Source organism: Indolivaga capnocytophagoides, from assembly GCF_036511535.1.
In the GTDB taxonomy this organism is placed as follows: domain Bacteria; phylum Bacteroidota; class Bacteroidia; order Bacteroidales; family Dysgonomonadaceae; genus Dysgonomonas_A; species Dysgonomonas_A capnocytophagoides.
The window spans coordinates 2,381,815-2,394,177 of the sequence record NZ_AP028867.1; the positions used below are offsets into that span (position 1 = coordinate 2,381,815).

The following is a 12,363-nucleotide window of genomic DNA, read 5'->3' on the forward strand; positions in this document are numbered from 1 at the left end:
ATGAAAACAACATTATACAGACCAATAGGTCTGCAAGAACTACAACTAATAATTGATTTGGCTTTTAAAGCCTTTCCTCCACGATTGGAATGGCAGCCGATATTTTACCCTGTACTCAATCAGGAATATGCTGAGCAGATAGCCGAGAAGTGGAATACAAAAGATGAGTTCTCCGGTTATTGTGGAATTGTGACTAAGTTTGATTTGCCCTCGGACTACTTACAAAAGTATGAAGTTCAGAATGTAGGAGGTTTTATACATAATGAGTTATGGATTCCATCTGAGGACTTGAACGAATTGAACAGTAATATTATCGGACAAATAGAAATTGCAAAAGTATTTAAGAGTGACAATTTTGATATATTATCCAACAGTGCAGCAACCCAATACGTATTAAAATATTTAGACAAATGAAAGCAAAAATAAAACTTATAAAAGGCGATATAACGACAATAACTGTTGATGCTATTGTAAATGCAGCAAATTCTTCTCTGCTCGGAGGTGGAGGTGTCGATGGTGCTATACATCGTAAAGGTGGATCTCAGATATTAGATGAGTGTAGAGATATTCGTAACCGTCAGGGGAAATGTAAGACCGGAGATGCCGTGTATACTTCTGCAGGCTTATTACCTGCTAAATATGTAATACACACAGTAGGACCTGTCTGGAATGGAGGAGGAAATAAAGAGCCAGAACTATTAGCATCCTGCTACAGAAAGTCATTGGAGATAGCGGAATCTCTACTTGTAAAATCAATCGCATTCCCGAACATCAGTACAGGTGTTTATCATTTTCCTAAAGCTGAAGCGGCACAAATCGCTATTGCTACCGTAAAACAGTTTATCGACAGTGAAAACAAAAATATAGAGGAAGTTATATTTGTTTGTTTCGATGATGAAAATTATCAGCTATACGAATCTATATTAGGTGAGTAAAAACTGATTACTTCTCATCACTAAGTTTTACCACTACATCATAAAGCTGACCTACTGTAAAAGGAATGACTGTATCGTCTTTAAAGAGTTTATCAGATAACCAAAGCATTGAGCCTTCACTATGAAAAAGATATTGACCATCTTTTAATCCGAGGGCTCTTCCTATTAAATTCGCATCTATTCCAAATTCATCCTCTATTGCTAAAAGAAATTCGTCACCATCATCCCCTGTTATCCCCAAGTCTTTTTCTATAAGTGTATCTCTTGATAGAGAAGCTTTATCAGAGAAAATAAAATTATCATTTATAAAGTTGGTAAAGTTCTCAAAACTAAAATCTCTTACATGTTGCTGCGGGAGAAAATCTGTCGCATGAATTAGCCTGCATAAACTTATTAATAAATGAGCATCTTCAATTTTATCCATATTTTCATAAAGATCGGAAAGGCTGACCCATCTGAGACTTTTATCAGCTCGATCGAGACAAACGAGATAAGGATATACCTGTTCGGTAGTAACCCCAACACTAGGAAAATATTTTTCGCCTAATTTGGAATAACGCTCAATTTTGCCTTTTCCTATTCTCATTTTGGAAATGTATTTTTCCAGATCATATATATTGCAGATTTCTTTTGGTAAACGTTTAGCCGGTGCGGTTATTATTATGCTGTTTCTCGAATGAAGCTGTGGGACAGGCAAGCTTTGTACTTCCAAACCAACATAAACTTGTCCGCCTTTTCTGAATACAGGTAATGTAACCAGTGTATTTGAACTTATGTTGGATGGATATACATATTCAAATATAGCATTACTGTTTTCAATTCCCATCTCGGAAAAATAGTCCCTACGGGTAGTCAGAAAATCCGCAGGTTTTTCACTCTTTTCATAATCTTGTGCGTGCAAAGATAATAGCTCCGAAAAAGAAGTAGATTTGATAAACCTATCGAACTTTATTTTCATTCTTTCTCCCAGCCATTTAGGAAGAGGTGCATTTTGTTTGAAGAAAAGATTGTAAATATTCAGTTCCAGCCGGGCTTCTACTAAAGCCCCGGTTTGTGCTGTATTGAGCAACTGTGCAGCATCATATTCGTGGATATATCCCGACTCTTTAAAACCGGAGAAACCCTCTGCCCAAATTATATTTACAGCTACTGGCTTTGTTAATTCTATCAGTTTGGAGGATACTTTCTCATTGATACCTCCGGGAGAAGTATAATAGTTGAGCGATTGTATGATATTCGTATAGCTTTCTCTATTTATCCCAAATCGTTTATCCAGTACATTCTCCAAATTTTCAGTTTCTCCAATGGTCATTCCTTCGGGGATGTAACCACTATAATGTTTACCATCCAAGATGGCGCTATCTGTTTTCACATTCGCTAAAGGACGTGGATATCCGTGTTTCGCCAATATCGTAAAGCCATTTTCATGTTTATAATAAGGAATAATATCAAGTACATTGTTCGGACGGGATACTACATCATATATATTTTTTGTTTTGAGATTTAAATAGGACGAGAAATGCAGAAAAGAATCTTGCCGAACCGGAAGATGCCTTATAAGTTGCAATTGTTTTCCTCCTGAAATTTTCTCTCCGGCAATCAAATAATTGGTAGGAGGGAAACCGATCTCCTTTCCCGACAAATCATATATAGCAAACTGATTCTTGTACCTGTTGTTTATAATCCATTGGTTGTAAATAGGCGTAGAGAGAATAACCCGTAGGCCTAATTCACGAAATATTCCTTCAAACTCTTTTTGCGTAAAGTATCCGTATTCTTCCTGCAATTCAATATCCCAATTAACATAATAGTCTTTGCGACGAATGAATTCAACAACATCGGTATAAAATGTCTGAAATCGTCGGGTATCTTTTTTTATTGCATTTATTTCCTGTATCGGAAAGCCTCTTTCAGTTGTTAATGCCAATGATCGTGCTGTCTGTGAGAACCGTACAAATAACTCTGCATCATTAGGTCGGTCAGGCTTATCAATTGATGATAATTCGATTATCACCTCTTTCTCTTCGGGCTTCACAAAGTCACGGATAACCAGTACTCCTTTATCCTTTAATAACTCAACTTGTCTGCGCAGGGTATTTAGAGCTCTGTTCGTTTCATAACCATTATATGAAGTAATATGGTGAATAGCAGAACAATTAAAGAATCCATTCACAGAATTATTTGCAAATGTGTTCAACTTTTCGCCATCATCTTCCCTAAAAGATAAGTTTGGATAGTTGTATGTTTCCTGTGCTATCTGCACCATTTTGGGATTTATATCCACCCCGATTATTTTCATCTCAGGAAAAAGTTTTGCAAGTATGGCCGTACTTGTACCTGATGCCATACCTACATCGACAATTGTATTACCTGTCTTCGGTTCAAAGAACACACTGGCTGAAGCTACTTTCTCTACGGATATAGCATCCATTGCTTCAAGATATTGTTGATAGCTTTTCGTATCTCCTCGGTCTTGGCCTGTATAGTTGGTACCCATTCGCAAATTATTTTATGCGAATGTACTGATTTTGTGTTATATCTTTACCAGATTAGCAGTTTCATTGGCGATTCCTATGGTTGCAATAGTTCCACTATTAAATTGAAGAAAATCTGATTCTATGCCATCACTGAATATAATCCCCCCTGTGGGCATCAGGGATTCTACACAAAGATGTTTTTGGTTATTTATTAGCCCTACCGAAATATCAGCATGTGTACGGATGCTCTTATAAGGCTCACGAACAGCAAATAGAAGTTGGTTTTCTTTTAATTTAGGTTGTTTGGGTTTGATATTTTTTTCGAACAAACCTGTAACTCCATAAGCCATGTTGAAGACAGAACTTAGCCACCCGGTAGAGCCGGCTTGAGTGGATACAATTATCCCGCTGGAGGACTGTTCTTCTGTACTCTCATTAAAAGACAATTTGTATCTGGCAGAGATATGTGATGATGCCCCTATAAAAAGATCATTGAATGCTAATAGCCTCTGTCCGTCATTTAAACGAGCTTCGGCAAAATTAACTTTTCTCGATTGATAATTATCAGACAAGACGTTTTCAACTCCACCGATAAAATTCGTAGTATCGAAAGGAAGAAGAACCCCATCATAACGCTGCTTGTCTGGATTTACAGCTACGATTGGTCTGGCATGCGAATATTTTGCAGTATTGGCTACCAAACCATCTTGTCCGATAACAACAATCATATTTTTATCAGAAAATATATAAGATGGAAGATAAGCCCTATCTACAATCTTGTGTTTCATCACCTTTGATAACTGAGACTGCAACGAATTCAGAGATTCATAAAAAATCTCATCTTCCAATTCATAGTCAGAAAAATCACCGCCAAGCCGTTCAATATAAAACTTGGCTTGAGATTTAGTATTGAAGCGTTCAATCAAAGCCTCAAGCCTTGTTTTGTTCTTTACTATGATTGCATATTCGATACTCATTTTTTCTCGGTTCTTTTGTTATTAAGAATAGAATCCAATAAATCGGGACTGATGTTCAGGTTGCCAATCTTCTCCGCATTTTGTGCCAATTCGCGGAATGCAAGGGCAATATTGTTGCGGGCGTCAGAGTGCCCGGCTAGGGCTGTCAACGATCTCCAATCCATTTCCTTATATGGTTTCAACATCGCTTCAATCTGGAATCCCTGCACTTCGGCTTCTTTTTTGTCGTTCTCTGTTTTTTGCTCAATAAATATTTTGCGCTGATTTTCGACTACAATATCAGCCTCGATGTTCATTTCACGAAGTTTACGATTGTTTTCCATGCGTTGTACCTCCGACTCCATCCGTTTTTCGTCAATTTGCTTTTGCTTCTCTTCTACTGCAATTTCTGTATTCAGCTCAGACTCTTTAATCTTTCGTTCCTGCTCCACCGCAAAGTTCCGTCTTTCATATATCGCTTGATCCGCTTCCTGTTGCAACCGTTCACGGGTCTCTGTCTCTAAAGCCTTTGACATTTCAGGGGTTGCCTGAACAGCTAAGACATTCGCACCTAAGATTTCTATTCCGAGCATATTAATGGCATCAGAAGATTTCAGTCCTTCCAGAATACGATGCTCCATTTCTTTGGCTGAACGGATGGCTTCCTTCAGACCGATATTGTGTATAAAAGAAGATGTTGAAGTCTGAGCTTCATTGATGATCCGCTGATTGAGCTTTTCTATGTCATTCTTTTTATATATTCCTGCATCGGTTACAGTAAAATCCAACACGTCGCCTAACATTTTTGGATTGCTTATTTTGTAGCTTATCTGACCTTGTATTGTAACTTTTTGATAATCGTTAGTCGATTCCTGAAAAATAAATGGTAAATCATTACTGCCCATAGGAATAGCTATAATTGAACTATTCGGTGCAAAGTAGAAGAATGATAATCCGCGTCCTTCTTTCTTTAAAATCCCATTTTTGTAATAAAATACGTGGGTCATTGAGTCGAATTTGATGTGATTGATTCCAAACATAGCTGTAAAATTTAGATATTATTACTATACACATTTATATTAACGTATTATTTACGTTAACAAAGATAGAATAAATATTTACATAAACAAGGTAGTTAGCGTACAAACAACGTTAATATAATTAATTTATAATAACTCTAAAAATAACACACAGATATAACACTAAATATCAACCATTTGAAGTAGGTAATAAAAAAAAGCTATCCTGCAAATAGGATAGACTTATGCTTTATAATTTAATTGATTTATAGCCTAGTTACAGCTACTCAATCATAGTATAAATTTGATTTCATCATCTAAATTTAATAAGTTTGTTTAATTTATATTCATTATGGTCTATTATTCAGACTAAACATTCTTATACCTTTCATTCACCTTACGCATATCTTTCAAAATACTTTTATCCAGCACGCGAGCATAGTGGCGGGTTATTTTAGTATCTGAATGCCCCAACATCTTAGCCACATTTTCGATGCTGACTCGATTGGCAAGGCAAACAGAAGTGGCATATGTATGGCGCGCTGTGTGCGTCGAGACTTGCTTATTAATTCCACACAGATCAGTAATCTCCTTGATATAAGCATTCATCTTCTGATTACAGAACACAGGCAGCAAAACATTCTTCTCCTGACATCGAAGATGACTCTTATATTTATCGATTATTTTTAGAGGAATTTCCAGCAATGGAATATTGCACATATTCTTTGTTTTCTGCCGTTGTTTTCGAATCCATTTATTTCCATTTGTATCAATAGAAATATGATCGTGTGTCAATTGTTTGACATCCGAAAATGCAAGACCGCTGAAACAACAAAACAGAAACACATCACGCACTTGTGCCAAGCGCTCAATAGTGAATTCCTTATTATAGATCTTTTCAATTTCATGCTTTTCCAGAAAGTCTCGTTCAACGGTTTGCAATGAGAATTTGATATCTATAAACGGATCTTTTTTAAGCCATTCCTTCTGAATTGCAATCCTCGTAATCTTCTTAAAGTTTTTCAGATATTTTGTAGTAGAGTTATGATTGCATTTTCGAACTGTTTTCAAATACAATTCATAATCCTCGATAAATTGTCTATTCATTTCATCTAGATAGATATCATCCTTTTTATAGGTCTGTTGTATGAATTCCTCAGTATGTTTAAAACTGGTTTCATACCGTTCAACTGTAGCAGGTGACATATCTATACCGGAAAGCTTGTGACATTTTTCATTGTGTTCACGAAAGACCTCAAGCAAAGTATGCCGTTCCGGTTTATCTTTTCCTAAAAAACGATTAATTACAGCCTCTGCAGTAATACGTTCAGTATCGTCTTGTTCGAAGTCCCGGTGTATCCGAATAAACTTCGCTCGAATTGAATCAAGATACATATTCAATTCTTTCGCAAGGATAGAACGCTCGTACGCCTTGCCTTTAGCGGAATCCCATAGCTTTGGATTAATTGTTTTCTTAGCAGTTGTATCTCCTCTGATTCCATCTACGGTGACTCTAACAACTATCGCAGCTTCACCATGCTTGTTAAGTCTTGTACGACGAATATAAAATGCTACGCTGAAAGTGGATCTTTTTTGTGCCATTCTTGAATGTTTTTATTGGTTACAAAGTTATAGTATCTTGGTAAAACTAAAACTATGCAAAACATTGAATAACAGCGGAAAAGAAACCTATCTGTGGGCAATTTTAGAAAATATTTTTCACCCACCAGATAACCCACAAATATACTTCCGTATTATGCACTTTTCTTCTTTCGATAAAAAAGAAAAATCGCTGTAAGTGTGTAACTTACAGCGATTCAACTTCTTTTTCTATGTTACTTGGCGGAGAGAGAGGGATGAACATCCCTCCTACAATCGTTTACCAATCTATATTTCAAGTATATTTAGATATCTTGGATGAACACTTTGGGATTAATAAAAAGGCTTCAGTTTTCTTACTTTTGTCTGATCATTCCTGTGTGTAAATCCTTATAACAAATTTAGAAAAAATATATTATTTCAGGAAAAGGAAAAGGATAAATTTCAATGAGATGTACTTTTTGTGAGGTAGTCTTAATTTAATCTTTTCACAGTGTTACCGTTTTTATTAGTAACTGTCAAATTTAATCGTGACTATTTCAGTACAAATTACCTTTTGAATTATTTCTTAGAATGATCATTATGAGCCTGTAACTTAGCATAAACCTGTAATAGACAATACCAACAGCAATGTACCGTCACCAAACAAGTTGTATGCACGGTTTTGAGGTCCGATATCCGAAAGCTGAAAATGAAAGGGTTTTATATCGATGCCTTTTCACCAATTTGAGTTATAACGGATATTGGGACTGTTCGCCGCTTTCCACTCTTCGTTGCTGACCACAATATTTTTAGCATTTTTCACCAATTCCAATTCGTCCGCGTGGTCTATATCCAAATGCGTGATTACCACACAGTCAATATTTCCGGTACTGAATTCCAATGAATCCCATTGCTCATTGATTGCCTGTCCTTCGGGTAAAAAAGGGCTTGCTAGCTTTGTAAATCAAATGTACGTTTTGTTTTTAATGCAGTGAAGTTCTCCGTTGCTTCTTTGCACATTGGAGAAAAACGCTGTCGATAACAAAATCAGTAAAATAATTTTCCACATACTTTTTCTTTGTAAATGACTGCCACAAAAGGATCCTAATTACTGATGACGGGTGCTTGTCTTGAATAAGTTTTGTCAGTTAATTGTTCTACGAGAAAATCAGCTACATCTCCAACTGTGATTGAAAGTTTCATCCCTCTGCCATCCAGGGTCGAGTTTACTTTTCCCGTTGCAGCTTTGTCTTTTATGGTGATGCTTCTTACGATTGTCCAATCCAACAAACTGTTCATGATTAGTGGTTCCATTGCATTTTTGTCGTCAATGATATACACGAACCATTTCATGAATACAGGCAAAAGAAATTTGGTAAAAAATTTTGGCAGAAAAGTAATACTGTTTCCCGCCCCTACAACGCTCATTGCAATTAAACGCGACACGTTGTTTTCCTGCATTGTATTGACTATGATCCTTGTAGCATCGGTGGTAAAAGTGGTCGGTTTCCCGTCTCCTTTTCCGCCGTAGCCTAATATTTGGATAACAGCATCTTGTCCTTTTATGACTGTATCGACAACTTTCGCATCTAAAGTATCGCCTTGTACGATGCTAAGATTTTTGTGCTGTACGCTTATCTTTGATGGCATACGAGCCAAAACAGTAACTTGATGTCCTTGTGACAAGGCTTTTTTTAATGTAGCTGCACCGACTAGCCCCGTGGCTCCGAAGATTGCTATTTTCATTTTATACCGCTTTAATATTACGATACAAAATTCGTATATAATCTCAGTCTGTGCCTGACACAAAAGTGTCAAAATTACTTTTTAGATAATTTTTTCCGTATCCGTGTGAGCGATTGCCTTTCGATCCCCAAATAAGAACAGAGGTCAGATAGTGATACGCGGTTGAATAAATCAGGATTTTTTGTTACGAAGTTCAAGTAACGGGTTTCGGCATTATCAAAGAGAAAACCTTCCATTCGATCTAATATACTACTATGTCCTTCTTCTACAAGTATTCGGACATATCGTTCTAATTCGGGGAATTTGCCACAACAGGATTGAATGTGTTTGTACGGGATATTGATTATAACAGAAGCCTCGACTGTTTGGAAATAAAATTTACTTGTTTTTGGGTGTTCGAGGGAAGTGTAATGAGTGGCATAATTTCCTTCGCGGATAAAGTTGACAGTTATCTCATTCCCTTTTCCGTCAATATAAAATGCCCGTAATAAACCCGAATAGATATATCCGATTTCTTTCTGAACCGTATTTGCCTGAATGTAGAAATACTTGGGCTTGATTTCTGATATAACAAGCCCGTCTACTAAATATTGCAAGGCAATATCAGGCAGTGTTGGACAAAGTTTCTTTATGGATTGAAAATATGTTTGTATTATTTTCAGCAATGTTTGAATACTTTTTATAAATTTTACATTTGATTTGTATTGTTGAAATCATCAATACAAATCTATATAATAAATTTCTTAAATTATATTTAGTTCCTCTTTTACATTAAAATACATCCATTTCAATCCAGAGGAAAAGCATCACTGACATTGAGGCTCCTTTTTATATTTTCTAATTAAACGCCTGCCTAAATTCCAACGGCGTCACTTTTGTTTTGTTTTTGAATAGTTTGTTGAAAGACTGTGTGTATTCAAATCCAAGCTGGTAGGCGACTTCACTTACCGAAAGTTCCGTTGTTGAAAGCAATTCTTTGGCTTTTTCGACCAATTGATAATGCAGATGTTGCTGTGTGGTTTGTCCAGTAAGGTTTTTTAATATATCGTTGAGATAATTTGGCGACACATTGAGTTCGTCCGCAAAATATTTCACTGTTGGCAAACCGTTTTTCTTAATTTTTTCATTGTTGAGATAATTATCCAATAGTTGTTCAAACTTGATGAGCAAATCATTGGATGCTTTTTTTCTAGTGATAAATTGACGACTATAAAATCGATTGCAATAGTTAAGCAACAATTCTATGTGTGACACCATCACTTCTTGTGTAAATCCATCACTTCTATTTTCGATTTCCTCTTGCAGATTTTCTAAAATGCCAGAAATGGTATTTTCTTCTTTTTCAGAGATATGTAAAGCTTCATTGGTAGCGTAAGAAAAGAAGTTAAAACTCTTCATTTTTTTAGCCAAACCGTAACCTTGAATAAAATCTGGATGAAAAACCAACATCCACCCTTGCACATTTTGAGAACCATTGTTTTCCTCGATCGTGATTTTTTGTTTAGGCGAAAAAAAACTTATAATACCATTGTCGAAATCATAGTATTGATACCCGTATTTAACTTTTCCTTCGTAATTTTTTTTCAAATAAACAACATAAAAATTGCACACAATAGTTTTGTGCGCAACGCTTTGTGCAGGAATATCTTCTAATCGAACCACGCTCACCAACGGGTTTGCAGGTGATTTTAAATTCAATTGATAGTGCAAATCAGTCACTGAATTGAGCAAATGTTGGGGTATATTTTCCATCGAACGTAATTTATAAAAATGGGCAGAAAATGAATCTGCCCATTTTTATTGTTCATTATAAATTAACTCCTTTCATTCCAGCTACGTCATATCTGTTACCAGTAACTGTTCCCAGTGGGATGATTGCTTCCAAACGATCAACTTCTTGAGAAAGTTCGATGCTGGTAGAAGCAATATTTTGTTCTACATATTTCACTTTCTTCGTTCCAGGAATCGGAACAAAACCTTTTTGAATAATCCAAGCAAGTGCCAACTGCGATTTGGTAATGCCTTTTTTATCTGCAACTTTGCCAATTTCATTCAACAAATCGATATTTTTATAAAATTGTTCGCCTTGGAATTTTGGTAAAACTCTTCTGAAGTCATTTTCGGGAAAATCGTCAGTTTTTTGGAAATCACCAGAAATAAATCCTCTTCCCAACGGAGAATAAGGTACAAAACCAATGCCCAAGTCTTTCAAAGTATCCAAAGGTCCTAATTCTTCCACTTGTCTTTCAAACAAAGAATATTCTGATTGTAAAGCAGTAACCGGATGAATGGCGTGCGCTTTTTTGATGCTTTCAGAACCTACTTCAGACAGACCAATATATTTTACTTTACCCTCTTCTACCAGTTCCGCCAAAGTTTCCATTGTTTCTTCAATTGGCGTATTGGTATCCAAACGGTGTAAATAATACAAGTCGATGTAATCTGTTCTTAAATTTCGTAACGATCTTTCCACTGCTTTTCTAATGTATGCTCTGCTACCGTTGATTTTTCCCGTAAGATTACCTTCATCATTGATTTCGTAACCAAATTTAGTTCCGATGATATATGCATCTCTATTTCCTTCTATCGCTTTGGCAATTAATCTTTCGCTCAACAACGGACCGTAGAGATCTGCAGTGTCTAAAAAATTACCACCTAACTCCAATTTCTCCATTATTTATTTTGTTGACATTTTTTATTTTAAACCTCAATTCCAAATTCACTCTTCATTATATCAAAGAATTCATTATCACTAATCTTATCATATAAAGATAAAAATTCAAGAGCATCGCTCCCTGCAATATAGCGCAATGTATTACTTCCATCAGTTGCAGCATTCCATATTACTTGAGCAACATCTTCCGGTGTTGAAGCTTTTTCCATAAATGAAGACGCTGTAAAAAATCTCTGAATAATATTTTGATATTCATTGATAGACTCATCATTACGAATATCGAACGCGTCACCTAAAAAATTTGTTTTTATCGCACCAGGTTCGACTATCTTAACTTTCACTCCGATTGTTTCCAGTTCATAGAAAAGAGCTTCTGAGATACCCTCAACGGCATATTTCGTTCCGTGATAAACACTTCCAAGGGGCAAGGTCACTCTACATCCCATTGAACTAATGTTAATAAGAGTGCCATTGTGAATGGAACGAAAGTGAGGTATTATGGCTTTGGTAACTGCCAACAGCCCAAAAACATTAGTCTCAAATTGTTTTTTGATACTTTCTATGTCAAATGCCTCCAATGGTCCTAGAGATCCATACCCTGCATTATTTAATAAAACATCAATTTTACCGAACCTATTAATTCCTTGTAAAATTGCAGATGAGATAGAAGCTTCATCAATGACATCAAGACGAGTAACGAATGTGTTTTCAAGTTGGCTCAACTCACTTTCTTTTTCAGGTGTCCTCATTGTGGCAATAACATTCCAACCTTGAGCTTGAAATAGTTTTGTAGTGGATTTGCCTACACCACTACTTGTTCCTGTAATTAATATTGTTTTACGTTTCATATTATATTTATCTATGTACAATTATACCCTAGGTTAGCTATTACCACTATCTTAAAAAAGACTTGATAATTTCTAATATTACTCAAATTCATAAGCAAAATTACAAGACATTATTAATCAAGGAGCT

12 protein-coding genes are annotated in these 12,363 nt (G+C 35.9%); 2 read left to right on the forward strand and 10 right to left on the reverse strand.

The genetic code is table 11. From position 1 onward, the window contains the following. Both AABJ51_RS09600 and AABJ51_RS09605 read left to right on the forward strand, forming a co-directional pair. Nucleotides 1–414, forward strand: a complete 414-nt coding sequence (locus AABJ51_RS09600; protein ID WP_338375903.1) for a hypothetical protein — start codon at nt 1–3, stop codon at nt 412–414. After that, nucleotides 411–935 (forward strand): O-acetyl-ADP-ribose deacetylase, encoded by a 525-nt coding sequence (locus tag AABJ51_RS09605; RefSeq protein WP_338375904.1) that lies wholly within the window; start codon nt 411–413, stop codon nt 933–935. Before AABJ51_RS09600 ends, AABJ51_RS09605 begins: the two co-directional genes overlap by 4 nt. A 7-nt stretch (nt 936–942) precedes the next feature. Here the strand turns inward: AABJ51_RS09605 and AABJ51_RS09610 are convergent, their stop codons facing one another. The 10 genes from AABJ51_RS09610 to AABJ51_RS09655 all read right to left on the reverse strand — a co-directional run bounded on the left by AABJ51_RS09610 (nt 943) and on the right by AABJ51_RS09655 (nt 12,236). Further along, entirely contained in the window at nt 943–3,432 is a 2,490-nt protein-coding gene (locus tag AABJ51_RS09610; RefSeq protein WP_338375906.1) for a methyltransferase domain-containing protein, read from the reverse strand. Nucleotides 3,433–3,468: 36 nt separating this feature from the next. Next, entirely contained in the window at nt 3,469–4,389 is a 921-nt protein-coding gene (locus AABJ51_RS09615) for an NAD(+)/NADH kinase (RefSeq protein WP_338375908.1), read from the reverse strand. Next, a complete protein-coding gene (locus tag AABJ51_RS09620; protein ID WP_338375910.1) occupies nt 4,386–5,375 on the reverse strand; it encodes an SPFH domain-containing protein in 990 nt (329 codons plus the stop codon). Before AABJ51_RS09620 ends, AABJ51_RS09615 begins: the two co-directional genes overlap by 4 nt. A gap of 381 nt (nt 5,376–5,756) precedes the next feature. Then, a complete protein-coding gene (locus AABJ51_RS09625) occupies nt 5,757–6,989 on the reverse strand; it encodes a site-specific integrase (protein ID WP_338375912.1) in 1,233 nt (410 codons plus the stop codon). A 715-nt stretch (nt 6,990–7,704) separates the two neighbouring features. Beyond that, the gene (locus tag AABJ51_RS09630; protein WP_338375914.1) at nt 7,705–7,869 is read right to left on the reverse strand and encodes a hypothetical protein; all 165 of its coding nucleotides are present in this window, start codon (nt 7,867–7,869) and stop codon (nt 7,705–7,707) included. Between the two features lie 203 nt (nt 7,870–8,072). After that, complete coding sequence (locus AABJ51_RS09635) at nt 8,073–8,714, reverse strand: NAD(P)-dependent oxidoreductase (protein WP_338375916.1); 642 nt, start codon at nt 8,712–8,714, stop codon at nt 8,073–8,075. A gap of 74 nt (nt 8,715–8,788) precedes the next feature. After that, nucleotides 8,789–9,379, reverse strand: coding sequence for a Crp/Fnr family transcriptional regulator (locus tag AABJ51_RS09640; RefSeq protein WP_338375918.1), 591 nt, complete (start codon nt 9,377–9,379; stop codon nt 8,789–8,791). A 172-nt stretch (nt 9,380–9,551) separates the two neighbouring features. Further along, nucleotides 9,552–10,466, reverse strand: coding sequence for a helix-turn-helix domain-containing protein (locus AABJ51_RS09645; protein WP_338372342.1), 915 nt, complete (start codon nt 10,464–10,466; stop codon nt 9,552–9,554). A gap of 55 nt (nt 10,467–10,521) precedes the next feature. After that, nucleotides 10,522–11,388, reverse strand: coding sequence for an aldo/keto reductase (locus tag AABJ51_RS09650; RefSeq protein WP_338372343.1), 867 nt, complete (start codon nt 11,386–11,388; stop codon nt 10,522–10,524). Nucleotides 11,389–11,414: 26 nt separating this feature from the next. Then, complete coding sequence (locus AABJ51_RS09655; RefSeq protein ID WP_338372344.1) at nt 11,415–12,236, reverse strand: SDR family oxidoreductase; 822 nt, start codon at nt 12,234–12,236, stop codon at nt 11,415–11,417. Between the last annotated feature and the right edge of the window lie 127 nt (nt 12,237–12,363).

What these genes read in the sequence shown, in the direction of transcription:
- AABJ51_RS09600 (WP_338375903.1), top strand. Translation starts at nt 1, where the DNA reads ATGAAAACAACATTATACAGACCAATAGGTCTGCAAGAACTACAACTA.
- AABJ51_RS09605 (WP_338375904.1), top strand. Translation starts at nt 411, where the DNA reads ATGAAAGCAAAAATAAAACTTATAAAAGGCGATATAACGACAATAACT.
- AABJ51_RS09610 (WP_338375906.1), bottom strand. Translation starts at nt 3,432, where the DNA reads ATGGGTACCAACTATACAGGCCAAGACCGAGGAGATACGAAAAGCTAT.
- AABJ51_RS09615 (WP_338375908.1), bottom strand. Translation starts at nt 4,389, where the DNA reads ATGAGTATCGAATATGCAATCATAGTAAAGAACAAAACAAGGCTTGAG.
- AABJ51_RS09620 (WP_338375910.1), bottom strand. Translation starts at nt 5,375, where the DNA reads ATGACCCACGTATTTTATTACAAAAATGGGATTTTAAAGAAAGAAGGA.
- AABJ51_RS09625 (WP_338375912.1), bottom strand. Translation starts at nt 6,989, where the DNA reads ATGGCACAAAAAAGATCCACTTTCAGCGTAGCATTTTATATTCGTCGT.
- AABJ51_RS09635 (WP_338375916.1), bottom strand. Translation starts at nt 8,714, where the DNA reads ATGAAAATAGCAATCTTCGGAGCCACGGGGCTAGTCGGTGCAGCTACA.
- AABJ51_RS09645 (WP_338372342.1), bottom strand. Translation starts at nt 10,466, where the DNA reads ATGGAAAATATACCCCAACATTTGCTCAATTCAGTGACTGATTTGCAC.
- AABJ51_RS09650 (WP_338372343.1), bottom strand. Translation starts at nt 11,388, where the DNA reads ATGGAGAAATTGGAGTTAGGTGGTAATTTTTTAGACACTGCAGATCTC.
- AABJ51_RS09655 (WP_338372344.1), bottom strand. Translation starts at nt 12,236, where the DNA reads ATGAAACGTAAAACAATATTAATTACAGGAACAAGTAGTGGTGTAGGC.